Origin of the sequence: Moraxella sp. K1664 (assembly GCF_039693965.1) — a bacterium.
Lineage (GTDB): Bacteria > Pseudomonadota > Gammaproteobacteria > Pseudomonadales > Moraxellaceae > Moraxella.
Window position 1 is genome coordinate 1,570,671 of record NZ_CP155576.1, and the last position, 23,203, is coordinate 1,593,873.

Here is a 23,203-nt window from a genome sequence, read left to right on the forward strand (position 1 = left end):
TTGGGTTTTGGCAGGCTTATTTCGCCATGTCCTGAGCGTCCGATACCGATAGGGCGGTCATGTTGACGATACGGCGAGCGGTCGCAGAAGGTGTCAAGATATGCACCGGCTTGTCCGCACCGAGCAGGATAGGCCCTAGGGCGGCCGAGCCTGTGGCGGTTTTTAGCAGGTTAAAGGCGATGTTGGCACTGTCAAGCGTTGGCATGATAAGTAGGTTTGCCGAGCCTTTTAGCGTGCTAAATGGATAGCTGTGCTGACGCATACGCTCATCTAGGGCGATGTCGCCGTGCATTTCGCCATCAAACTCAAAGTCCACGTTCATCTCGGTCAAGATGTCGTGTACTTGACGCATTTTGAGAGCAGAAGCACGGTCTGATGCCCCAAAGTTAGAATGCGACAGTAGGGCGACTTTTGGTGTGATGCCAAAACGACGCACCGCTTGGGCTGCCAAAATGGTCATCTCGGCAAGCTCTTCGGCGGTTGGGTCTTCGTTGATGTAGGTATCAGCGATGAACAGGTTGCGGTTTTGCATGAGTACAGCGCTCATGGCGTAGAAGTTGGCAATGCCGTCTTTTTTGCCGATGACTTGATTTAGGTATTTTAAGTGTAAGTGATAGAAGCCAAACGTACCACAAATCAAGCCGTCCGCATCGCCAAGCTCGACCATGAGTGAGCCGATAAGTGTGGTTTTACGGCGAACATCACGGCGAGCCAGCTCCAAGCTAACACCATTACGCTGATTGGTGACGTAGTGATGTTCGGCATATCTGTCGTAGTGGGGGTTGTTGTTGGGGTCGATGATGGTGATGTTTTGACCATCAGCCAGACGTAAGCCCAGATTGTCGATTTCTTGGTTGATGACGGCAGGGCGACCGATAAGGATGGGCTTGGCGATTTGCTCGTCCACCACCACTTGCACCGCACGCAACACGTTGATGTCTTCACCTTCGGCATAGACAATGCGTTTGGGATTGGTTTTTGCCTTGTTGAAGATGGGCTTCATGGCAAGGGCGGTGTTATAGACGAACTCGGACAGTCTTTGCCGATAGGCATCAAAATTGGCAATCGGCAAGGTTGCCACGCCTGTATCCATAGCAGCCTTGGCAACGGCAGGGGCAATCTCTAAGATAAGATTTGGCTCCAAAGGACCAGGGATTAGGTACTCACGTCCAAAGCTCTTGCCGGTTTCGTCCTTTTGACTGTCTATCGATGGCGTGGCTTCAGTATGTGCCATGGCAGCGATGGCGTGCACGCAGGCCAGTTTCATCTCTTCATTGACCACAGTCGCCCCAACGTCCAATGCTCCACGGAAAATATAAGGGAAACATAGGGCGTTATTGACTTGGTTGGGGTAGTCTGAGCGACCCGTTGCCATAATCACGTCCGAACGCACCGCATGAGCAAGCTCTGGCATAATCTCAGGGGTGGGGTTGGCAAGGGCAAAGATAATCGGGTCTTTTGCCATTGAGCGTACCATATCCTGCGTAACCACGCCCGGCCCCGATAGACCTAGGAAGACATCGGCGTTCACCATTACTTCCGCCAAAGTAGTCTTGTCGGTATCACGAGCAAAACGGGCTTTGGATTCGTCTAGGTTTTCACGAGTGGTGGTGATCACCCCTTTTGAGTCCAGTACATAGATGTTCTCTTTACGTACGCCCAATGCCACTACTAAGTCAAGACAAGAGATGGCGGCAGCCCCTGCCCCAGAGCAGACAAGCGTAATCTCGCCGATGTTTTTACCGTTTAGTTGTAGAGCGTTTAGCAAAGCGGCTGCTGAGATGATGGCGGTGCCATGCTGGTCATCATGGAACACAGGAATGTTCATGCGTTCACGCAGTTCACGCTCGATTTTAAAGCACTCAGGTGCTTTGATGTCTTCTAGGTTAATCCCGCCAAAGGTTGGTTCTAGGCTTGCCACCGTCTCGATGAACTTATCAGGGTCGGTTTCATTAATCTCGATGTCAAACACGTCAATGCCAGCGAACTTCTTAAACAGTACGCCTTTACCTTCCATGACAGGCTTGGATGCCAATGCACCGATGTTACCAAGCCCAAGCACGGCTGTGCCGTTGGTAATCACGCCCACTAGGTTGGAGCGAGCGGTGTATTTGGCGGCAAGTTTGGGGTCTTTTTCGATTTCAAGGCAAGGTACTGCCACACCTGGGGAGTAGGCAAGGGCTAGGTCTCGTTGGTTGGCGATTTGTTTGGTGGGGGTAACAGAGATTTTGCCGGGGCGGGGGTGTTCGTGGTAATGTAGGGCGTTTTGTTCAAATTGCAAACGCTGGGCGTCCGCTTCGGATAAAAAAGCGGTGTCGTGGGTTTTGTCCTGTGCAGGGACATCTTGATGAGCCATAGTGGTTTTCCAAGTTGTTGTGAAATAAAATCGCCCTATTTTAGCATGATTTTGGGGGTCGTGCTAGGGTTTGTTTATGGGTGTTTTTTGGATAGGTGTGGTTGATGGATTGGTTGGATTGATGGACGTGTTCAAAGATGGGTGTGTTTTAGAATACCGCCCCAATCCACCCAAATTTCACCGCATTATCATAGATGATTTTTAAGGCGATGACAGTAAGTAGCCACGGCAAGACAGTTTTAACCCATGCCATAGGTAGGCGGTTACGCAGTTTGACCCCTGCCCATGAGCCAAAGGACGCGGATATGACCATGAGCAAAATCACTTGCCAATACTCAAAAAACGCAAATCCCAAAGCGACATAGACCACAAGTTTTAGGACGTGTACCAACGACATCATGAGCGAGCCGACTGTGACGACCACGTCATTATTATCGTATTTTTTCATGAGTAAGGGTAAGTGTAGCGGGCCGGGGGCTCCGACAAATAGACCAATACCTGTTTGCAAAAAGCCGATGAGATAAAAACTCTCAAAGCTCTTTAATAGGCGATTGACCGTGCTTGACCATTGGGTCAGTAGGATATAAATGGCGATGAATAGTGGGATTAAGTCCAATTTGACAAATTTTACCGCCGTCCCAAAAAACGCCACACCCACCACCGCTCCGATGACAAACGGACGAAAATGAGTAAAATCCAAATCACGCCGACCGAACCACACACGGCTAACGTTGCTTGCCAGTTGGGTGGTGCCATGAATAGGAATAATGGCGGACGCAGGCAAAAACATGGGCATAAACCCAAGCAAAATCGTGCCACCGCCAAGCCCTGTAATCCCTGCTAGGGCGGACGTAAAGAAATTGATGATACCTAAAATGACATCATTCATAAGGGTTATTGATGCCTAGCCTGCCCAAAATCTCAATCTCAAAGCCCTCCATTTCGTCCTGCTCATCTTGTCCAAGCTCATGGTCAAAGCCAAGTAGGTGCAATATGCCATGTACAATAAGGTGCGTTAAATGCTTGTCCACCGTTTTGCCTTGCTCATCGGCTTCACGTACCACCACATCATGACAAATGATGAGCTCGCCAAGTGGCACAGTATTCATCATCACGCACATATCAAGGGGTAGACCGCTTGGATAAGATAGGATATTGGTGGCATAGTCCTTACCCCGAGCGTCAAGGTTGAGCTCACGCCCTTCATCCGTGCCACAAATATAAATGTCTAGCAATTTTGGCAAATCTATCCAGTTTTGGGCGGATGATTCATCAAATGGATAATAGGGTAACGCCAAACCGTTCGTGATTTTGTCATTCATGACCGTTAAGGCATGATTAAAAATCTCTGTAATTTTTTTCTCGTTATACATTGGCAAATCAGCAAGACTTGCCACGTCATCGGCAAAACTGAGCGTTATCTCATTCATCATTGCCGTCCTTACTATCTTGACTGTTTTTATCGTCTTTTATGCTATTTAAAAAAGACAAGGCGTTTAATGTGCGGTTTAGCTCTTGTTCTTGGCGTTGTTTTTTGCGAATTTCGGCTCGCTCGCTCTCAATCTGATTTTCGACCACGTCATGAGCGTCATAGGCATCAATGATTTTTTGGACAAGATGATGTCGCACCACGTCTTTACTGCTAAACTGCGTGATGTGAATGTCGTCAATATTTGCCAAAATTTTGAGAGCCTGAGTCAGTCCCGATTTATGCCCACGGGGCAAATCCACCTGAGACGTATCGCCTGTGATGACCGCCCGAGAGCCAAAGCCCAAGCGTGTCAAAAACATTTTCATCTGCTCAGGCGTGGTGTTTTGGGCTTCGTCCAGTATCACAAATGAGTTATTGAGCGTTCGCCCACGCATATAGGCAAGTGGGGCAACTTCGATGATTTGGCGTTCTAGGAGCTTGCCTACCTTTTCAAAGCCAAGCATCTCATATAGGGCATCATATAAGGGGCGTAGATAGGGGTCAATTTTTTGGGTCAAATCCCCTGGCAAAAAGCCCAATTTTTCGCCCGCTTCCACGGCAGGGCGGACAAGCAAAATCCGCTCAATCTCGCCACGCTCTAACATATCCACCGCCACCGCCACGGCAAGGTAGGTCTTGCCCGTACCAGCAGGACCTACGCCAAACGAGATGTCGGAGAGTAGGATATTACGCACATATTCGGCTTGGTTGTGTCCTTTTGGTGTGATTTTGCCCTTGCGAGTGGATAGGCTGACAGGCGTGTGCGTTTGGGTGGTGGTCTCTGGATTTCGGGCAAGGCTTGCTTGGATAAGTAGGTGCAAGTTTTCTGGGGCGATGTCGTCTGATTTTTTGGCAAGCTCATAAAGCTCGCCCAGTACATATTCGCCACGCTCCACTTGGGTCAAATCGCCTGTGAGTATAAAATCATTGCCACGATTGATAATGGTAATGTCAAGGCGGTCTTGTAGGTATTTTAGGTGCGTGTTGTATTCGCCGAGCAGGGTGCGAAGCTCAAAGGGGGTCAGCTCAAAATTGAGAGTGCGAGTTAGGCTCAAATGGGTTTTCCTTTTGAATGAAAAATGATAAACAAGGCTTATATGCTTTCAAAAAATAAAAAATCAAGCCAGTAAATGACATTCAAGCAATAAAAAACCCTTTTCCAAAATAGAAAAGGGTTTTTAAATATGGCTCCCCAACCTGGGCTCGAACCAGGGACACACGGATTAACAGTCCGATGCTCTACCGACTGAGCTATTGGGGAATGGTGGGTCGTGCAGGATTCGAACCTGCGACCAATTGATTAAAAGTCAACTGCTCTACCAACTGAGCTAACGACCCGTTAAGCACAAGGCTTGTTCGGTCATCTAGGATAATGGTGGGTCGTGCAGGATTCGAACCTGCGACCAATTGATTAAAAGTCAACTGCTCTACCAACTGAGCTAACGACCCTTATCACTAAATGTGGTGCGTATTATACAGGGAAATTTTGATACGTCAAGCGTTTTTTATAAAATTTTTAAAATTTAGCAAAATAAAATGCTTTTTGGGCTTTGGCATTGCTTTTTTGGGGGCAGTTGCTTAAAATTAGCCAATCATTGATGAAATTGAGTTATTTAAAAAGGTAATCTTATGCAATCCGTCCAAGTCAAACTCCTAAACCCAAAAATCGGCTCCGACCCTAATTTTCCTTTGCCTACTCGTGCCACAGACGGCTCGGCAGGCATAGACCTAAGGGCGTGCATTGACGAGCCTGTGGTTATCCGTGCAGGCGAAACCAAACTCATCGGCACGGGGCTTGCAATATACATCAAAGACCCCAATTTTGCAGGGATTATTTTGCCACGTTCGGGGCTTGGGCATAAGCATGGCATTGTTCTTGGCAACCTAGTGGGCTTGATTGATGCTGACTATCAAGGCGAGCTGATGGTGTCGGTGTGGAACAGAAGCGACACCGATTTTACCCTAAATCCTGCCGAACGCATGGCTCAATATATGGTGGTGCCTGTGGTGCGTCCAAGCTTTGAGATTGTGGGTGAATTTAGCGATGACAGCGAACGTGGGGCAGGTGGGTTTGGTAGCTCTGGGATTAAATGATTTTTAGATAAAGTAACATCTTGTAGCAACTGTATTCCACTCCCATCAAAGTGCAATACAAAAACTTAGCACAAAGCGTCAATACCGAACATTTAACGTACGACAACTTGCTTTTGTAATTCATCTCTAACCCGTGCATTTAAAATGGTTAGTAGTTTGTGCATACAGGCAACAATGGCAACTTTGAAGGGCTTGCCATTGGCTCTTAATCTTTGATAGAAGGTTTTGATTTTCTCATCAAAGCGAGTAGCCACTAAGGTTGCCATATACAGTGCCTTACGCACTTCTGGTCGTCCTGCTTGACACAGACCTTTAAACTTAGTCTCTCCACTTTGCTTAGGGTGTGGGGCAACACCCACAAGACTGGCAAGTTGTTTGTGTGAGATTGTACCAAGCTCAGGCAGCATTGCCAACAAGGTGGCTGTGGTGGTTTGTCCAACACCTTTAACACTTTGAATGACACTGCTGGTTTGTTTTAAATCTGGGTGATTGTCATCATCAAGATGGGTTTTGATTTGCTTGTCTAACTCATGAATTTGCTCTGTTAGGTAAGTAATATGAGCTTGAATGCTACTGATTTGACTGTGATGAGATTGCTCCAAGCGGTTTTTTTCAGCCACACACATTTGGACAAATTGATTGCGTCTGTTAATCAATGCGGTTAATAACTCTTGGCTTTGACTGGGTGGGCAATAAAGCAAGGTGGCTAAATCATCTCTTTGTGCCATCATTTTGGCATAAAAAGCAAGCATTTTAGCATCTTTGTTGTCTGTTTTGGTTAAGGACTGTGATTTGGCAAATTGATGTGTTTGCCTTGGATTGGCAATCATGACACAAATGCCTGCTAAGTGTATGGCTTTGGCAAGGGGTACTTCAAGTCCACCTGTACTTTCTAGAACCACTAAGGTTTTGCCATTATCGCATTGTTTGTGTTCCTCTTTGATAAAACAGATGGCTTGGTCAATGCCTTGTGCTGTGTTATCATGGTTTTTGGTTTTGGGTGATAATGAAGTGGCAAGCACAAAGCTCTTTTTGGCAACGTCAATGCCAACAAAATGAACATAGTGTTTGTCTAACTCATTGTTTGCTGATTTCATACTCATCATAAACCTGCCTTGCATTCGGGTGTTAAACTGGCAACTGTACGGTTGTTATTGATGGGTGCTTATCTGGTTTCAATGCTACAAAACGAATGTCATCTCTAGGGGCGAAACGAAAGACAGATAAGCGGGTTGGCTTATTATATCTTGTTTTGGATATGCAAGGGGCAAATTGCAATTTGCCCATATCAAAAACACAATAAACTTCCTGCAAAACTAGTTTTCCGCTCGCCCTGAGCTTGTCGAAGGGTGGCGGAAAACCGTTATGGTTCGACAGGCTCACCACGAACGGTTTTCCTTAATTCGGGGTTTTGCAGGAAGTCTAATTTTTAAAGGAAAAATTTATGCAACACAAATCCCTAACATTAGACGAAGCCAAACACACATCAGAAGTCATCACGACCGCCCTGCCTTATATCCAACGTTATAAAGACAAGCTCATCGTGGTCAAATATGGCGGTAATGCCATGACCGACCCTGTGCTAGAAAGCTCTTTTGCCCGTGATATTGTCCTTTTAAAAACCGTTGGTATTCACCCTGTGGTGGTGCATGGCGGAGGCCCACAGGTGGATAATCTCATGAATGAACTTGGGCGTGAGTCTGACCGCATAGACGGCATGAGAGTTACCGACAAAGATACGATGGACGTGGTAGAAATGGTGCTGGGCGGTAGTGTGAACAAATCTATCGTCAATCTCATTAACAAACATGGTGGGCAGGCGATTGGCTTGACAGGCAAAGATGCCAATCTAATCCGTGCAACCAAACTTGCCATGACCGATAAAGACGGCACGCCCATTGATTTGGGTTTTGTTGGTGAAGTCGCCCACGTCAATACAGATGTCATCAATATGCTTATCCATAGCGACTTTATCCCTGTCATCGCCCCCCTAGGCGTGGACGAAAATGGTGAGACCTATAACATCAATGCCGACCTAGTGGCGAGCCGTGTGGCAGAGTTTTTAAATGCCGAACGCCTGCTCCTGCTCACTAACATCAAAGGCGTGCTAGACAAAGACGGCAACGTACTAACAAGCCTGTCGCCCACAGACGTGGACAATCTCATCGCTGACGGCACCATTAGTGGGGGCATGATACCCAAAATCGCAGGGGCGTTGGATGCGGTCAAGGCAGGACTTAGAAGTGCGACCATTGTGGACGGGCGAGTGCCACACGCTTGTTTGCTTGAAATCTTTACCGAAGAAGGCGTGGGTACGCAGATTTTAAGAGAAACCAATGGTTAAATTTTAAAGGCGGTCTGGCACCGTCTTTTTTATAAAAAAGTGATTAAGCCGTTTTGGAACAGGCCGTTTGGACAAAAAGAAAAGATAAATGATGAAACAGTTGTACAGCAACCCACAGTGGACAAGCAAACAAATGATGATGAGTGATAAGGTTGGATATTAGTAGTATTATTGTTAAAATTATTTCTATAAATTCTTAGTGATGTGATTGATTTTTAGTGTCGTTACGTGATACCATGTCAGACCTGAAATGGAAATTTCAGAACCATCAAATTATTTCGAAAAATGGAGAGCTAAACAATGAAAAAGTTCATGTTTTTGGCAGTTTTGGGCTTATTAAGTGGTTGTGGTGGCGAGAATAATGGTAGCACACAAAAAGATAATAGCGTGCAAAAAGCCAATGCTGACAAATCGTCCACAAACTATCAAATCAAAGTAGCTACCACAGGAGTGCAACCGCCATTTAGTTATTTGGATGAGAAAGGTAACTTGATTGGTATGGATATTGAAATTATCAAGGCTATTGGAGAGGTGCAGGGTTTTGATATAAAGTTTGAGACAATGTCATGGGCAGACATGTTGCCCAGTGTTGGTGCTGGTAAAAATGACTTGGCAATTTCTGGGGTGTCATATAATGATGAGCGTAATGAGGCTTATACTCTATCCAAGAAATATTTACATGTACCATCTGCGATCATGGTGGTAGATCCAAGCATTCAGTCACTGTCTGATTTGGGAGGCAAGCGTTTTGATTGTATGACTGGAGCAAAACAATGCCAAGACATCTCCACAGCTGTGCCGACAGCAACCATACATGAGAATCAAAGCACATTTTTAACCTTTAAGTCGCTAGCACAGGGCAAGACAGATGCCATCGGTGAAGATAAGCAACTGCTGGAATATTTTGCCGTCAAATACCCAGAAGTTAAAACACATATTATTGCCTATGAAACCGAAAGCAATCCACAATCTGCTCAGGTTATTGTCGCTGGCAAAGGCAAAGATGAACTTATCGGCATGATTAATGAAGGTATTGATAAACTTATTGCCAGTGGCAAGATTGCTGAAATTGAGAAAAAGTGGCTTGAAAATCCATATTGATACACATCCTCAAATTCTAGCACTCTCTTGGTGTTAGAGGTCTATGGTGTAAACACGTGGTAAAAATACGTAAATACACACACGTATCACAATAGACGAACAAGATATCAATTCATCAAAAGGGCTTATGGGCGATGGTAATATGCCCATAAGTCCGATGATTGACGCCATCTGTCCTGTCAGCGATGGGCGGTTGTTATTTACCAAACATTTCTTTCCAGTTACTCTCATCAAAGCCAATCAACGCCACGCCATCACCCATCACAATCGGGCGTTTTAGTACGCTAAGGTTGTCCTTGACTATCTCATACATGGCGGATACATCGCCACTAGCAAGGGTGTTTTTGGCGGTATCGTCCAGTTTACGATAGGTTGTGCCTTGTTTGTTGATGACTTTTTCGCCAAAGGTTGCCACAAATTTGGCGAAGTCATCTTGGCTTAGTACCGACTTTTTATAATCAAAAAATTCATAGGTTATGCCGTTTTGATTTAAAAAATCAAACGCTTTTTTCATGGTGTTGCAGTTTTTTATGCCATAAATGGTCGTCATGGGGGTGTCTCGCTTTACAAAATATTGGCAAATTATAACAAAAATCGGCTATAATAGCGTGTTAAATTTTTTATTTTTGAGTTAGCCTATCATGAGCCTAAACGATTACGATTTTAAAGCCATTGAACAAGCCCAGCAAGCCAAATGGCAAGCCGACAACCGCTACCACACGGACAACAACGACAACGGCAAACCCACCCGCTATATGCTCTCCATGTTCCCCTACCCAAGCGGTAAGCTCCACATGGGACACGTTCGCAACTACGCCATTACGGACGTGTTGTCTCGCTACTACCGCCAAAAGGGTTATGATGTCATGCAACCTATGGGCTGGGACGCTTTTGGCTTGCCTGCTGAGAACGCCGCCATTGACAACGAGGTTGCTCCCCATGCGTGGACGATGTCCAACATTGAGCATATGCGTGGACAACTAAAATCGCTAGGTTTATCAATTGACTGGTCTCGTGAATTCGCCACTTGCAATCCTGAATACTATAAATGGGAGCAATGGCTATTTTTACAGCTTTACAAAAAAGGCTTGGTATATAAAAAGTTATCCACCGTAAACTGGGACCCTGTGGACAACACCGTCCTTGCCAATGAGCAAGTTGTGGACGGTCGTGGCTGGCGTTCGGGGGCGTTGGTTGAAAAACGTGATATTCCGATGTATTATTTTAAAATCACAGACTATGCAGATGAGTTGCTTGATGATTTAAAATTGCTAGAAAACAAATGGCCAAAACAAGTGCTTAGCATGCAACAAAACTGGATTGGCAAAAGTCATGGCATGGAGCTTGATTTTAGTTATAAAGTAGACGGACAAGCGGACAAACTCACCGTCTTTACCACCCGCCCTGATACCGTCATGGGTGTCAGCTATCTTGCTGTGTCAGCAGAGCATCCACTTGCCCAGTATGCGTCTCGCCAAAACGAAAAAATCGCCGAATTTTGCAAACTGTGCAAACAAGGCTCGGTTGCTGAAAGTGAGCTTGCCAAAGCTGAAAAAATGGGCATGGATACAGGGCTGTTTGCCAAGCACCCCATAACGGGCGATGATGTGGCGATTTGGGTTGCTAACTATGTGCTGATGAGCTATGGCTCTGGTGCGGTCATGGGCGTACCTGCTCATGATGAGCGTGATTTTGAATTTGCCAAAAAGTATGGTTTGCCCATCAAGCAAGTCATTGAATTTAAAGGCAAAGAATACAGCACAGACACATGGCAAGACTGGTATGGCGATAAAAATGGCGTGTGCATAAACTCTGGGGTGCTAGATGGCATGGGCAAAGATGCTGCAAGTGCCAAAATCCTAGAAATTGCACGCGATAAGGCAAATGCTACCGTTCAATACCGTCTGCGTGATTGGGGGGTGTCTCGCCAACGTTATTGGGGCTGTCCGATTCCGATGATTAACTGTGAATACTGTGGAACGGTACCTGTGCCTGAGCAAGATTTGCCTGTTGTGTTGCCCACCGATGTCGTGCCTGATGGTCGTGGTAATCCTTTAAAATCACTGCCCGAATTTGTGAACTGCACCTGCCCAAAATGTGGGCAACCCGCCGAGCGTGAGACCGATACTTTTGATACCTTTGTGGAGAGCAGCTGGTACGCCCAGCGTTTTACCACGCCCCACGATGACACCCAAATGGTTGGGCATCAAGGAGTGAGTAAATGGCTGCCTGTCAACCAATATGTGGGCGGTATTGAGCATGCCATTTTGCATTTACTATACGCTCGCTTTTTTCATAAGGTCATGCGTGATGAGGGATTGGTTCAAGCAGATGAACCCTTTGAGAATCTACTGGCACAAGGCATGGTACTGGCAGGCACGTTTTATAGACGCCATACCGACGGCTCAACGACTTACTATTTCCCCCATGAAGTCGAAGTGCGTGGCAATGAAGCGGCACTGATAGCGGACGGCGAGCCTGTTACCATTGGCAAAATTGAAAAAATGTCTAAGTCCAAAAATAATGGCGTAGACCCACAGACCATTATGGGCGAATACGGAGCGGACACAGTACGACTGTACACCATGTTTACCGCCCCCGCTGACCAAACGCTAGAATGGTCGGACTCTGCCCTAAAAGGTCCTTATAATTTTGTCAAAAAAGTATGGCGACTTGCCGATGAGCATTTGACTGCGATTGCTAATGTGGAAAAATCCGCCCTAGACGTGGCAAACCACAGCCTATCTAAGTCCGCCAAAGCCCTACGCCGTAAGACCCATGAGACCATTGCCAGAATTGACACCGCACTGGGCGAGCATTTGGCTCTAAACACGCCTGTATCGTCCCTTATGGAGCTTGCCAATGACATTGGAGCGTTTGACGTGGCGGACGCTGGCGATTTGGCGGTACGTCATGAAGCCATGATTACGCTTTTGACAATCCTATCGCTATACGCTCCGCACGTTGGCGAGCATTTGCTAGAAGTGTTTGGGCTTGACAGTCGCACATTGACTTTCCCAACGCTTGATAAATCGGCACTTGTAAGCGATAGCATTGTCATGGCGGTACAAGTAAACGGCAAAGTGCGTGGCGAGATTGACGTACCGACAGGCACGGACAACGACACCATTAAACAACTGGCTCTATCGCATGAGAGCGTTGCCAAATTTATCACAGGCGAACCCAAAAAAGTGATTGTGGTGCCTAATAAACTCGTGAGTGTGGTTGTTTGATTGTTGTTAAATAAATGTATGGGGGGGGTAAATAAATTTGCTCCCATACCTCCAATCCATTTTATTAAAATTATCCATTACATGATTTATTATGCCAAAAACCAAACTGTTTAGCCTATTATCCAACATTGCCATTTTAGCCAATTTGGTCGTGGGATTTTTGCAAATTCATTGGGCGGTGATTGCCGTCTTTATCGTCATTCATGCTGTGCTTCGACTGGGCTATTTAAAGGCAGAAAGCGAGAATGCCGTGCGTGATGAAAACACCACCCAAACCAGCATTTCCCCGCCTGTCGTGCGTAATATCGCAAGCGTGATTACGGCGGTGATTTTGGCGGTAGCGATTTATTGGGTGGGTTTTGGTGTGGCATATTTTGTGAAGTGATTTGATATGATATGATACAAAAAGGACAACCATGCCAAAATTTTTAACCGCCCCATTGTTAGCCATAGCCGTCTTATCCACCCTAACCCTATCAGGGTGCGGATTTGCCTTGCGTGGGACAGGCGAGAGCTTACAGATAGCCCCTGCTTATCAGACTGTGCAGTTAAGCCTAGATGACAGCCAAGAAAACTTGCACCTAAAACGAGCCATGACCAAGCATTTGGAACTTATGCACCTAAAAACAGGGCTTAGCACCAACCAAATCCGTGTGGATAATTTACGCTTTCGCCGTTATGAGTTGGTCGGCACTTTGACCGAGATTCGTTTGGTGCTCAGTGCGGACGTCAAAATCACCGTTGGCACAAAAACCACCACCGCTCCCATGCAAGTGGAGCAAAGCTATCAATATAATGAAGCGAGCGTGGTAACGCTTGACCAACAGGGCGAAGAGAGTAGGGGCTGGCTCTATGACCAGCTAGGCGAACGCATTGCCGAGCGTTACCGAGCGATGGCACGCTAAGCGAGCAGACCGTGCAACAGCGATTTTTACCGCTTTTTCATCATCTCAAAAGCGACAATACCACACCCACACAGGGGCTGTGGGTTATGCACAGTGATGAGCCACTTCTGCACCAATGGCTCATTGACGCCTGTCGCCCCCAATGGTCGGCAAATAATCAGCTCATCAAACGCATGGAGCTGTCGTCCGCCAAATCATGGCTGGACGTGGTTGCCGAGCTAAATGACCTATCGCTGTTTGGCGACAGTACCGCCTTGATAGTTACGGGTAATCATAAGCCCGATACTAAGGCAATCGCACGCCTTAGTGCCTTTGCCGATGACGTGGCAGGCGGGCATAGTCATAATCATCTCATCTGGTGCTTGCCAAAGCAAGACAAAAAATCACTCGCCACCAAAGCCCTAAAACTCTTTGATAATCAAGGGCTTATCATTGACGGCAATGTCTATAATGAATCGGTGCGTACTGACATCTTGACCGCCAAAGCCCAAGAGTTGGGGCTAATCCTAAGCCCTGATGTGTGGCAAATGCTTCTATCACACACCGAACATCATCTGTTGTCGGCATATCAGACCCTGTGGCGGACGTCCTTTTTATACACGCACGGGCAGATGATTGGTGTGGACGAGCTGGGGCAGTCGCTGGTGGACGGGGCGGATTTTACCGTGTTTCATCTGTCGGATACCATGCTTGCGGGCAACGCCCAAAAAAGCCTTGCTATCTTACATCACCTAAAACGCACCGACACCGCCCCAAGCATTGTGCTGTGGGCAGTTGCCAAAGATGTACGGCTCGTTTTACAGATACAGGCAGGTAAAGCCCCAAGCGAGCTGGGTATTTGGCAGAGCAAGGCATACACCTACGAGCAGACGGCACGGCGACTGCATGGGCAGGGCGGACAGTGGCTGTCCGATGTCTATGCCATTGATAAAGCAATCAAGGGCGTGAGTGATAAAGACGTGTGGCAACTGCTGACCGATTTGGTGTTATCGGTGTGTGGGGTAGGGGTAAGGCAAGGGTGAATGGCAGGCGTGGTTAATTACAAAACGTTACCAATTTACCATAAAAATTTATAAAAAATACTTAGGGTTTAATTGTTGTTTAAAACAAAAATTTTATAATAGTTGTTGGGTTTTTAAAAATTGCATTGGTTAAATTTAGATTTTTTAAGACAATTTTTAAGATAAATGTAAATTTGATAAAATTAGAACTAAATGAATTGTTTAAAAATTAATCATAATATAGGATAAATTGTTATTTATCCTGCAAACCTATCGTTAATTATGTCAAATTTAAAAACCTTATTTTTTATCAATATTAATTCTCAAAAATACCAATTTTTTTTAAAATCAATCTCTATTCTGCTATTTTTTTGGAAGAAACCATGTCCATCACCAAAAAATCCAAATTCCCCCTAAAATGGCTTATCATCGTCCTTGTGTTGGGGGCGATTGGGGTTGTCGCTTATCAATTCTTAAAACCAAAACCCACCCCACCGTCCTACATCACTGCCGATGCGGTCATGGGCGACATTGAAAACACAGTCATGGCATCGGGCAAGGTCAAGCCCATTTACAGCGTGGATGTGGGGGCTCAGGTATCTGGGCGGATTGTCAAGCTGTATGTGGACGTGGGTGATGAAGTCAAAAAAGGCGACATAATTGCCCAAATCAATCAAATAGAACAAAAGAATGCCGTCTCCAATGCAGGTGCTAATTTGCGGCAAGCACAGGCAAATCTTGCTCAGGCTAAGGCCAATTTGGCATCTGGCGAAGGCAGTGTGGCAAGTTCACAGGCCATGTTGCAAGCACGCCTTGCTGAACTACAAAAAGCCAAACAAACCTTTGCTCGTTTGGAGGAGCTTTTAAACATTGATGCAATCAGTCGCCAAGATTATGACGATGCCAAAAGTGCGGTAGAGATTGCCACAGCCAATGTGCAAGTGGCAAGAGCAAATGTTCACAATGCCAAAAATGACGTTGTCTCTGCCCGGGCCAATATCCAAAGCCAACAAGCAAACATTAACAAAGCCCAAAACAATCTATCTACTGCTACTGAGGATTTGAGTTATACTACAATCGTTGCTCCGATGGATGGCACGGTCATCGCCATCACCCAAAAAGAGGGTACAACGGTAAATGCCATGCAATCCGCTCCAACCATCGTTACGCTTGCCGACCTAAGCCGTGTTCGTATTAACGCCCAAATATCAGAGGCAGACGTGGTAAATGTAAGTGCCAATATGCCTGCTCGTTTTAACATTATTGGTAACACTCAAAAGCAGTTTGATGCCACACTCACAGGGGTAGAACCTGCTCCTGAGAAAATCAGCACCAACAGTAATACCGATTCTGCGGTGTATTATATCGGTTATCTTGATGTGGATAATACTGAACGCAAATTTCGTATTGACATGACCGCACAGGTCAGCATTATTACCGATTCGGTCAAAAACGTGCTGACCATACCGTCATCTGCTTTAAAAGGAGATGGCAAGGAGGGTAAATATAGTGTACAAGTACTGACAAATGATGGCATCGCCAAACCCGTGGAGGTGCAAGTGGGGCTAAATAATCGTATTGATGCCGAGATTAAATCAGGGTTAAACGTCGGTGATAAAGTCGTCATTGGTGATTCAAATAGCCAAGGTCAAGACGAACAATACCAATACAGTCCGTCCATACGTTAGGGGGGGGCATAATGAAAATCCCACTCATACAAATAAAAAATCTGGTGCATGAGTTTTCTGCTGGCGATACGACTGTCCGTGTTTTGCATGGACTTGATTTGACTTTGTATCAAGGCGAGATGGTTGCCATTATCGGTCAGTCAGGCTCAGGCAAATCCACGCTCATGAACATTTTGGGCTGTCTTGACAAAGCCACAAGCGGAAGCTATACCATTTTTGGCAAATCTGTGGACGACATGGATAGTGAAGAGCTTGCCAAGCTTAGACGTGAGCATTTTGGCTTTATTTTTCAGCGTTATCACTTGCTTGGCGACATCAACGCCCTTGACAATGTTACCGTCCCTGCTGTCTATGCAGGCATGAACACCACCAAAAGGCGTGAGCGAGCCACCGAACTACTTACCCAATTAGGCTTGGGCGAGAAAACCACCAACCGCCCCAATCAGCTCTCAGGCGGTCAGCAACAGCGTGTTTCTATTGCAAGGGCTTTGATGAATGGGGGTGATATTATCCTAGCAGACGAGCCGACAGGGGCGTTGGATAGTGGCTCTGGCAAGGAAGTCATGAACATCTTGCACCGCCTAAAAGATGACGGACACACCATTATCATGGTAACGCACGACCCGAGTTTGGCAAGCCAAGCCGAGCGAGTGATTGAGTTAAAGGACGGGCATATCATTGCTGATTATTATACTGATGACAAACTTGCTGATACTTCTAAGTTTTCCGTTCGCCCTGAGCCATGCCTGCGGGACAAGGAAAACCGTCATGGTTCAACAAGCTCACCACGAACGGTTTTAAGCCCTATTAGCAAAAACACCTTTGACTCAAAAAACGCCCTATTTGGCGTGATAGACCGCCTAAAAGAAGCCTTTAAAATGTCCATGTATGCCATGATGGCACATAAAATGCGTACACTTTTGACCATGCTTGGGATTATCATTGGCATCGCCTCTGTTGTGTCTATCGTGGGACTTGGGCAGGGTTCACAAGCTAAAATCTTAGCTGACATCAATGCACTGGGCACAAATACCATCACCGTGATAGACGGTTATCCCTTTGGCGACCCCAGACGGCGGTTTGGACAAGATAATCTGACCGTGGCAGATGCCAAAGCCGTTGCTGACCAACCTTATGCCCTGTCGGTAAGCCCCATGGTCAACAAATCGGTTAATATCCGCTACCAAAACCAAGACACGACAGGCACAGTAACGGGCGTGGGTAAGGATTATTTGTCCGTTACAGGCGAAAAATTGGCTATGGGGCAGATGTTTGATGAAACCAGTGTCGCCACGTCCGCCCAAGATGTCATCATCGACCAAAACGCCTATAAGACCTATTTTAACAGCGAAGGCAACCCTATCGGGCAAACCCTGCTCATCGGCAACGTCCCTGCCCGTATCGTGGGCGTGTTGTCCGAAAAAACATCGTCCTTTGCCCGCACCAGCAACTCGCCCACCGTCTATCTGCCTTATACCACCGTCATGTATCGTATGCTTGGCAAAAATACGGTTGACCGCTTTGTCGTGCTGATTGATGATGACACACCGTCCGCCATTGCCGAGACTGCCATATCCGAGCTTATCAAATCACGGCACGGCACGGACGATTTTAACATCATGAACACCGACAGCATCAAAGAAACGGTGCAATCCACCACCACCGCCATGACCATGCTTATCTCATCGATTGCGATTATCTCGCTTATCGTGGGCGGTATTGGCGTGATGAATATCATGCTTGTGTCGGTTACCGAACGCACGAGCGAGATTGGCGTGCGTATGGCAGTCGGGGCAAGGCAGTCGGATATTTTGGGACAATTTTTGATAGAAGCGGTGTTGGTGTGTATCTTGGGCGGTGTTTTGGGAATTCTGCTTGCCTTTGGTGTGGGTAGTCTTATCAATAAATTTGGGGGCGACAGCGTGGGCGTGATTTACTCACCCCTATCTATCGTGGTTGCCTTTGTCTGCTCAACGCTCATCGGCATTGTGTTTGGCTTTTTGCCTGCTCGTAATGCGTCAAGGCTTAATCCTGTGGATGCGTTGGCTCATAACTAGCAAGGCGGATAACAGAGATAAAAGAAAAGGGCGTGTGATACGCCCTTGGTAAGTCAATCACTGATACAAAGTTAAGCACAGGGTGTGGGATTAAAGTTATTTAACATAATCCAAATATACCCATCATAAAATGCCACTTTAAACATAAAAGTGGCATAAAATCATAAAGTTAGCAAATTTTTAAATCTCAGCAAGCATCCGCCCAGCAGGTAGGGCAAAATAGCTTAATATCCCATCACAGCCTGCCCGCCTAAATCCGATAAGGCTCTCTAAGATGACCGCTTCGGTGAGCCAGCTGTTTTGAATGGCTGCCATGTGCATGGCGTATTCGCCTGACACCTGATAGGCAAAGGTTGGTACGCCAAAGTTGTCTTTGACTTCACGCACCACGTCCAGATAGGGCTGACCGGGTTTTACCATGACCATGTCCGCCCCTTCTTTGATGTCAAGGGCGACCTCATGTAAGGCTTCGTCTCGGTTGGCAGGGTTCATTTGGTATTGTTTTTTATGTCCTTTTAGGTTGCCTGATGAGCCGACCGCATCACGAAAAGGTCTATAGTAGGCGGAGGCGTATTTGGCAGAATACGCCATGATGGCGGTATTGACAAAACCGTCCGCTTCCAGGGCATCACGCATGGCACGAATGCGACCGTCCATCATGTCCGATGGCGAGATGACGTCTGCCCCTGCCCGAGCGTGGGCGAGTGTTTGTTTGATGAGTGCTTCGGTGGTGATGTCGTTAATCACATAGCCTGATTCATCAATGATACCGTCTTGACCGTGCGTGGTGTAGGGGTCTAGGGCGACATCAGTCATGACGATAAGCTCAGGGCAGGCATCCTTGATGGCAGAGATGGCACGCACGGCAAGGGTATTGGGGTCGTAGGCGTTATCGCCATTGGGGGATTTTAGGGCAGGGTCAATCACAGGAAAAATATCTACCATGCGTACGCCGGTCTCATACAGCTCTTTGCAATGCCCGATAAGTAGGTCAATGGATAGCCGTTCAATGTTTGGCATACTTTTGATGGTTTGGCGTTGGTTTTGCCCTTCAATGACAAACACAGGGGCGATAAGATGGCAAGGTTTTAGATGAGTTTCAGCAACCATCTCACGAATGCCGTCCGAGACACGCAAACGGCGTAGACGGGTATGGGGAAAAGTGCGGTTAAAGGTGTAATTTGACATATTTTAGCCTTGATAAACTTGACAGAATTATTAAAAGATAGCAAGATAATACGGTCATTATACACCTTTTTGTTAGGATAAATTAGGATAAATCATGAAACGGTTAAAATTTTCCTTATTGGCACTACTATTATCAAGTATCACAGTCCATGCCAACGACAGTACAGGCTATGTGGGCGTGGGTGGGGTGGCGTACATCAAAAATCCCAATATCGCCATGAAAAGTGAAGATTTGTATATCAGTAAAGACATCATCAAAGTAGCGTATGAATTTAAAAACCTAACCAATAAAGACATTCGCCAAACGGTGCTGTTTCCCTTGCCAAAGATGAGCATTCAATACGATGGGGATTTTGCGGACACAGAGACAACGCTTAACAGCTTTAAGGTGTGGGCGAACGGCAAAGCCATTACTCCAAAAATGCACGTGCGAGCTTTTTTATATAAAGGGCATGATGAGCAATCAGAGCTTGATGTAACGGACGCATTTAGGCAATGCGGTTTTTCGGATAAAGAGATTTTGTCTGCATATCATCATGCCAATTATGACGACAGTTTGTCCAATATATACGCCAAAATCCGAGCGTGCAAGCACCCAACGTTATACCGCCTTATCACCGAAAAAGACACGCATTGGAAATCGCAGGCAATCTATGAATGGACGCAAACATTTAAAGCTAATGCCATTACTCGCATCAACCACAGCTATCGCCCTATGGTGGGTGGTGGGGTCTTTTTCGATGAAAGTCTAGACAGTAATTTTTGTTTGGATAAAGCCACTCGGCAAAATTTGGATAAAAAATCAGGCACGCACCCTTTGTCTTATTCGGCATTGGGTTATGTGCTGACCACAGGGGCGAATTGGGCAAAACCGATTGAGCGGTTTAAACTCACTATCGAGCGTGATAGCGATGAGATTGTGTCGTTTTGTTGGGCGGGCAAAGGCAAGGTGAGAAAGGTGGGGCAGGGCAAATTTGAAGTGATTGAAAATAATTTTGTGCCAACACAGGACATTGATGTGGCGTTTATTCGGGTTAAGTAATAAAATAATAAAAAGCCACTGATGAGTGGCTTTCATGGGTCTTAATTTATTTTAACAGTATGGTGGGCTGATAGCCGTGAGCGTCCGCTGACCCGTCAAATGGCACGACCACGCCATCTTCGTAGGTGATGTAGGCTTTGTATTTGACGGTAATGTCACCCTTGGCGGGGTTTTTGGCGATGAATGGAAAGGATGTAAATTCACCTGCTTCCATACGCCCTGTGTAAATGACCTTATCAATGTCGCCATTGGCTCGTTTGGTGGTGGTGTACGTCCAGTTTGGCACAGGGTGGATGAATAGGAGCTTGACATCGTCCGCCACGACAAATTCCACTTGGGTAATGGCTTTGTGGCGATTGGTGGGGACGTTTAGGCGAAAGCTGTCGGATTTGCCTGACAAACTGTCCACGCCATTGGCAAAATTACGCACGGTCACATGGGCGTGGGCGGTCAATGCCATGCTGAGTGTGAGCATGGCGATGGCAGTAGTTTTTAAAAAAGTCATATAATACCCCAAAGTTATGATGGATTTTATGAGATTATATAACATTTTATTATCTTTCTCAACTACAAATGAATCCCCAATAAAAACCCTTCTCTAATCGCTCGTTTGGCATCTAGGCGTTGGGCGTTTTTTGCTCCGCCAATGATGTGATAGTGGGCTTTGGGGGTGTCGCCCAGTTTTGGCATGAGTTCATTGACCGACTCTTGCCCCACACACAACACCACGCTGTCCACACGGAGCAGTTGGGCTTGTCCATTGACCGTTATCCACAAGCCTTCATCGGTGATTTTGTCGTACGTTGCCCCTGCGATTTGGATAACGCCGGCTTGCTTGATGACTGCTTTATGTACCCAGCCGGTGGTTTTGTTTAAGCCCTTGCCGAGCTTGCCTTCACTGCGTTGGAGTAGATAAATCTGGCGGTGGCTTGGTGTGGGGGCGGGTTTGGCAAGTCCGCCTTGGCTGTCATAGTATGGCTCAGGGTTTACGCCCCATTGAGCAAAAAACTCATCAGGGCTTTGGGCGGTGGGGCGGTAAGTGGGGTCATGGACGTCTTTGGCAATTACGCCCCCATGTGCCAAAAACTCTGCCACGTCAAAGCCGATACCGCCTGCTCCGAGTACCGCCACTCGCTCGCCGGCGACCTTTTGTCCCGAGAGCAGTTCGGCATAGGTCATGACCTGTGGCAAGTCGGTGCCGTCAAATCGCACTTTGCGTGGCACGACCCCTGTGGCGATGACGATGTCGTCAAAGTTGCTATTTTTTAAGAATTCATCGCTAACTTCATGATTTAATTGAACTTTTATGTTTAACTTTTCTATCATGTTGCGATAGTAGCGAATGGTCTCAAAAAATTCTTCTTTACCAGGGATAACTTTGGCAAAATTAAACTGACCGCCAAGCGTGCTGTTACGCTCAAAGATGGTTACGTCATGTCCACGTTCGCTTGCGGTAACGGCAACCGTCATGCCAGCGACACCGCCCCCGATGACGGCAATTTTTTTCACTTTTTTGGCGGGGCGAATGTCGTATTCGCTCTCAAAACACGCTCGTGGATTGACCAAGCAAGTCGCTCGCTCGCCAGCAAAAGTGTGGTCAAGACAGGCTTGATTACAGCCGATACAGGTGTTAATGAGATGGGCATTGCCAGTTTGGGCTTTTTGTACCCACGCACCGTCCGCCAAAAAGGGGCGTGCCATTTGCACCAAATCCACTTGTCCATTTGCCAACATCGTCTCTGCCGTGTCAGGCATATTAATGCGGTTCGCCCCGATGACGGGGATATTGATGGCGTCTTTGACCGCTTGGCTAAACCGCACAAAAACCGCTCGTGGCACGCTTGTTACGATGGTGGGAATGCGGGCTTCATGCCAGCCGATACCGGTGTTAATGAGCGTTACCCCTGCCGACTCCAACCATGTGGCAAGATTAATGACGTCTGCCATGACCGCACCGTCTTCAACAAGCTCCAACATCGATAAGCGAAAACTGATGATAAAATCAGCACCAACTGCCCCACGAATCGCCTTGACGATGTCTAGGGCAAATCGGGCTCGGTTTTCTAAGCTACCGCCATAATCATCGGTGCGTTGGTTGGTGCGAGCGGATAAGAATTGGTTGATGAGATAGCCTTCGGAGCCCATGATTTCCACGCCGTCATAGCCTGCTTTTTTGGCAAGTTTGGCGGTGTGGACGTAGTCGTCTATGGTTGCCTTGATGTTTTTGGCGGACATTTGGCGGGGCTTAAAGGGCGAGATGGGCGACTTGATGGGGCTTGGGGCGACCACAAAGGGCTGATAGCCATAACGTCCGCTGTGTAGGATTTGTAAGAGAATTTTGGTGTCGTGCTTATGTACCGCTCGGGTAACTCGGGCGTGATGAATGATGTCGGCGGTGTGGTTTAGCGTTCCGCCAAAGGGGGTGAGCCAACCTTCACGGTTGGGCGAGGTACCGCCTGTGATGATGAGTGCGACACCGCCCTTGGCACGCTCTTCAAAGTAGCGAGCGAGCTTACCATAATTAAAAAATCTGTCTTCAAGTCCTGTGTGCATCGACCCCATGACCATGCGGTTTTTTAGGGTGGTAAAGCCCAAGTCCAGCGGACGAAAAATATGCGGATAGGGTGTATCATCGGCGTGAGTGTGGGCGGGTTTGCTTTTTAGAAATTTGCCTTTAAAAAATGTGGTCATGGCTGTCCTTGTGCTGTTGATACAAGCGATGG

General features: G+C 46.8%; 19 protein-coding genes and 3 tRNA genes. 10 read left to right on the forward strand and 12 right to left on the reverse strand.

What is annotated here, in order from left to right; genetic code table 11:
* Window positions 1-16 precede the first annotated feature (16 nt).
* The 7 genes from AAHK14_RS07950 to AAHK14_RS07980 all read right to left on the reverse strand — a co-directional run bounded on the left by AAHK14_RS07950 (window position 17) and on the right by AAHK14_RS07980 (window position 5,276).
* A complete protein-coding gene (locus AAHK14_RS07950) occupies window positions 17-2,356 on the reverse strand; it encodes an NADP-dependent malic enzyme (RefSeq protein WP_194092679.1) in 2,340 nt (779 codons plus the stop codon).
* 148 nt (window positions 2,357-2,504) lie between these two features.
* Window positions 2,505-3,245, reverse strand: coding sequence for a sulfite exporter TauE/SafE family protein (locus tag AAHK14_RS07955; RefSeq protein ID WP_194092680.1), 741 nt, complete (start codon window positions 3,243-3,245; stop codon window positions 2,505-2,507).
* A complete protein-coding gene (gene ybeY, locus AAHK14_RS07960) occupies window positions 3,238-3,789 on the reverse strand; it encodes an rRNA maturation RNase YbeY (RefSeq protein WP_065256055.1) in 552 nt (183 codons plus the stop codon). Before ybeY ends, AAHK14_RS07955 begins: the two co-directional genes overlap by 8 nt.
* Window positions 3,779-4,882: a PhoH family protein gene (locus AAHK14_RS07965; protein ID WP_065256056.1), complete on the reverse strand. Its 1,104-nt coding sequence runs from the start codon at window positions 4,880-4,882 to the stop codon at window positions 3,779-3,781. Before AAHK14_RS07965 ends, ybeY begins: the two co-directional genes overlap by 11 nt.
* A 130-nt stretch (window positions 4,883-5,012) precedes the next feature.
* Window positions 5,013-5,088 (reverse strand) — tRNA-Asn (locus tag AAHK14_RS07970).
* A gap of 1 nt (window position 5,089) precedes the next feature.
* Window positions 5,090-5,165 (reverse strand) — tRNA-Lys (locus AAHK14_RS07975).
* A gap of 35 nt (window positions 5,166-5,200) precedes the next feature.
* A tRNA-Lys gene (locus AAHK14_RS07980) sits at window positions 5,201-5,276 on the reverse strand.
* A gap of 180 nt (window positions 5,277-5,456) precedes the next feature.
* Between AAHK14_RS07980 and dut the strand changes: the two genes are divergently transcribed.
* Entirely contained in the window at window positions 5,457-5,921 is a 465-nt protein-coding gene (gene dut, locus AAHK14_RS07985) for a dUTP diphosphatase (protein ID WP_065256057.1), read from the forward strand.
* Between the two features lie 92 nt (window positions 5,922-6,013).
* Here the strand turns inward: dut and AAHK14_RS07990 are convergent, their stop codons facing one another.
* On the reverse strand, window positions 6,014-7,018 hold the full coding sequence (locus AAHK14_RS07990) for a transposase (RefSeq protein WP_194092779.1): 1,005 nt from the start codon (window positions 7,016-7,018) through the stop codon (window positions 6,014-6,016).
* Window positions 7,019-7,365: 347 nt separating this feature from the next.
* On the opposite strand from AAHK14_RS07990, the gene argB reads away from it, so the two are divergent.
* Together argB and AAHK14_RS08000 are read left to right on the forward strand one after the other, a co-directional pair.
* Window positions 7,366-8,265: an acetylglutamate kinase gene (gene argB / locus AAHK14_RS07995; protein ID WP_194092643.1), complete on the forward strand. Its 900-nt coding sequence runs from the start codon at window positions 7,366-7,368 to the stop codon at window positions 8,263-8,265.
* A gap of 300 nt (window positions 8,266-8,565) precedes the next feature.
* Window positions 8,566-9,366: a transporter substrate-binding domain-containing protein gene (locus tag AAHK14_RS08000; RefSeq protein ID WP_065256060.1), complete on the forward strand. Its 801-nt coding sequence runs from the start codon at window positions 8,566-8,568 to the stop codon at window positions 9,364-9,366.
* Between the two features lie 196 nt (window positions 9,367-9,562).
* On the opposite strand, the gene AAHK14_RS08005 is transcribed toward AAHK14_RS08000, so the two are convergent.
* Complete coding sequence (locus AAHK14_RS08005) at window positions 9,563-9,916, reverse strand: Spx/MgsR family RNA polymerase-binding regulatory protein (RefSeq protein WP_065256061.1); 354 nt, start codon at window positions 9,914-9,916, stop codon at window positions 9,563-9,565.
* 91 nt (window positions 9,917-10,007) lie between these two features.
* On the opposite strand from AAHK14_RS08005, the gene leuS reads away from it, so the two are divergent.
* The 6 genes from leuS to AAHK14_RS08035 all read left to right on the forward strand — a co-directional run bounded on the left by leuS (window position 10,008) and on the right by AAHK14_RS08035 (window position 18,250).
* Entirely contained in the window at window positions 10,008-12,599 is a 2,592-nt protein-coding gene (leuS, locus tag AAHK14_RS08010; protein WP_194092642.1) for a leucine--tRNA ligase, read from the forward strand.
* 91 nt (window positions 12,600-12,690) lie between these two features.
* The gene (locus AAHK14_RS08015; protein ID WP_066885592.1) at window positions 12,691-12,984 is read left to right on the forward strand and encodes a hypothetical protein; all 294 of its coding nucleotides are present in this window, start codon (window positions 12,691-12,693) and stop codon (window positions 12,982-12,984) included.
* Window positions 12,985-13,015: 31 nt separating this feature from the next.
* Window positions 13,016-13,504, forward strand: coding sequence for a hypothetical protein (locus AAHK14_RS08020; RefSeq protein ID WP_065256064.1), 489 nt, complete (start codon window positions 13,016-13,018; stop codon window positions 13,502-13,504).
* A gap of 11 nt (window positions 13,505-13,515) precedes the next feature.
* Window positions 13,516-14,526: a DNA polymerase III subunit delta gene (holA, locus tag AAHK14_RS08025; protein ID WP_194092641.1), complete on the forward strand. Its 1,011-nt coding sequence runs from the start codon at window positions 13,516-13,518 to the stop codon at window positions 14,524-14,526.
* A gap of 362 nt (window positions 14,527-14,888) precedes the next feature.
* Window positions 14,889-16,193 (forward strand): efflux RND transporter periplasmic adaptor subunit, encoded by a 1,305-nt coding sequence (locus AAHK14_RS08030; protein WP_194092640.1) that lies wholly within the window; start codon window positions 14,889-14,891, stop codon window positions 16,191-16,193.
* An 11-nt stretch (window positions 16,194-16,204) separates the two neighbouring features.
* Entirely contained in the window at window positions 16,205-18,250 is a 2,046-nt protein-coding gene (locus AAHK14_RS08035; protein WP_194092639.1) for a MacB family efflux pump subunit, read from the forward strand.
* A gap of 180 nt (window positions 18,251-18,430) precedes the next feature.
* On the opposite strand, the gene hemB is transcribed toward AAHK14_RS08035, so the two are convergent.
* Window positions 18,431-19,438: a porphobilinogen synthase gene (gene hemB, locus AAHK14_RS08040; RefSeq protein ID WP_194092638.1), complete on the reverse strand. Its 1,008-nt coding sequence runs from the start codon at window positions 19,436-19,438 to the stop codon at window positions 18,431-18,433.
* Window positions 19,439-19,532: 94 nt separating this feature from the next.
* Here hemB and AAHK14_RS08045 point away from each other — a divergent pair, with 94 nt between their 5' ends.
* Entirely contained in the window at window positions 19,533-20,480 is a 948-nt protein-coding gene (locus AAHK14_RS08045; RefSeq protein WP_065256069.1) for a DUF4424 family protein, read from the forward strand.
* Window positions 20,481-20,526: 46 nt separating this feature from the next.
* Here AAHK14_RS08045 and AAHK14_RS08050 read toward each other — a convergent pair whose 3' ends face one another.
* Both AAHK14_RS08050 and AAHK14_RS08055 read right to left on the reverse strand, forming a co-directional pair.
* On the reverse strand, window positions 20,527-20,985 hold the full coding sequence (locus tag AAHK14_RS08050; RefSeq protein ID WP_062501344.1) for a DUF1775 domain-containing protein: 459 nt from the start codon (window positions 20,983-20,985) through the stop codon (window positions 20,527-20,529).
* A 62-nt stretch (window positions 20,986-21,047) separates the two neighbouring features.
* The gene (locus AAHK14_RS08055) at window positions 21,048-23,171 is read right to left on the reverse strand and encodes an NADPH-dependent 2,4-dienoyl-CoA reductase (RefSeq protein WP_194092637.1); all 2,124 of its coding nucleotides are present in this window, start codon (window positions 23,169-23,171) and stop codon (window positions 21,048-21,050) included.
* Window positions 23,172-23,203 lie beyond the last annotated feature (32 nt).

Excerpts from the sequence above, each read along its gene's own strand:
- dut (WP_065256057.1), top strand. The coding sequence starts at position 5,457 with ATGCAATCCGTCCAAGTCAAACTCCTAAACCCAAAAATCGGCTCCGAC.
- leuS (WP_194092642.1), top strand. The coding sequence starts at position 10,008 with ATGAGCCTAAACGATTACGATTTTAAAGCCATTGAACAAGCCCAGCAA.
- AAHK14_RS07955 (WP_194092680.1), bottom strand. The coding sequence starts at position 3,245 with ATGAATGATGTCATTTTAGGTATCATCAATTTCTTTACGTCCGCCCTA.
- AAHK14_RS08020 (WP_065256064.1), top strand. The coding sequence starts at position 13,016 with ATGCCAAAATTTTTAACCGCCCCATTGTTAGCCATAGCCGTCTTATCC.
- AAHK14_RS08045 (WP_065256069.1), top strand. The coding sequence starts at position 19,533 with ATGAAACGGTTAAAATTTTCCTTATTGGCACTACTATTATCAAGTATC.
- AAHK14_RS08005 (WP_065256061.1), bottom strand. The coding sequence starts at position 9,916 with ATGACGACCATTTATGGCATAAAAAACTGCAACACCATGAAAAAAGCG.
- AAHK14_RS07990 (WP_194092779.1), bottom strand. The coding sequence starts at position 7,018 with ATGAAATCAGCAAACAATGAGTTAGACAAACACTATGTTCATTTTGTT.
- argB (WP_194092643.1), top strand. The coding sequence starts at position 7,366 with ATGCAACACAAATCCCTAACATTAGACGAAGCCAAACACACATCAGAA.
- hemB (WP_194092638.1), bottom strand. The coding sequence starts at position 19,438 with ATGTCAAATTACACCTTTAACCGCACTTTTCCCCATACCCGTCTACGC.
- ybeY (WP_065256055.1), bottom strand. The coding sequence starts at position 3,789 with ATGATGAATGAGATAACGCTCAGTTTTGCCGATGACGTGGCAAGTCTT.
- AAHK14_RS08030 (WP_194092640.1), top strand. The coding sequence starts at position 14,889 with ATGTCCATCACCAAAAAATCCAAATTCCCCCTAAAATGGCTTATCATC.
- AAHK14_RS08000 (WP_065256060.1), top strand. The coding sequence starts at position 8,566 with ATGAAAAAGTTCATGTTTTTGGCAGTTTTGGGCTTATTAAGTGGTTGT.
- AAHK14_RS07950 (WP_194092679.1), bottom strand. The coding sequence starts at position 2,356 with ATGGCTCATCAAGATGTCCCTGCACAGGACAAAACCCACGACACCGCT.
- AAHK14_RS08055 (WP_194092637.1), bottom strand. The coding sequence starts at position 23,171 with ATGACCACATTTTTTAAAGGCAAATTTCTAAAAAGCAAACCCGCCCAC.
- AAHK14_RS08035 (WP_194092639.1), top strand. The coding sequence starts at position 16,205 with ATGAAAATCCCACTCATACAAATAAAAAATCTGGTGCATGAGTTTTCT.
- AAHK14_RS08015 (WP_066885592.1), top strand. The coding sequence starts at position 12,691 with ATGCCAAAAACCAAACTGTTTAGCCTATTATCCAACATTGCCATTTTA.
- AAHK14_RS08050 (WP_062501344.1), bottom strand. The coding sequence starts at position 20,985 with ATGACTTTTTTAAAAACTACTGCCATCGCCATGCTCACACTCAGCATG.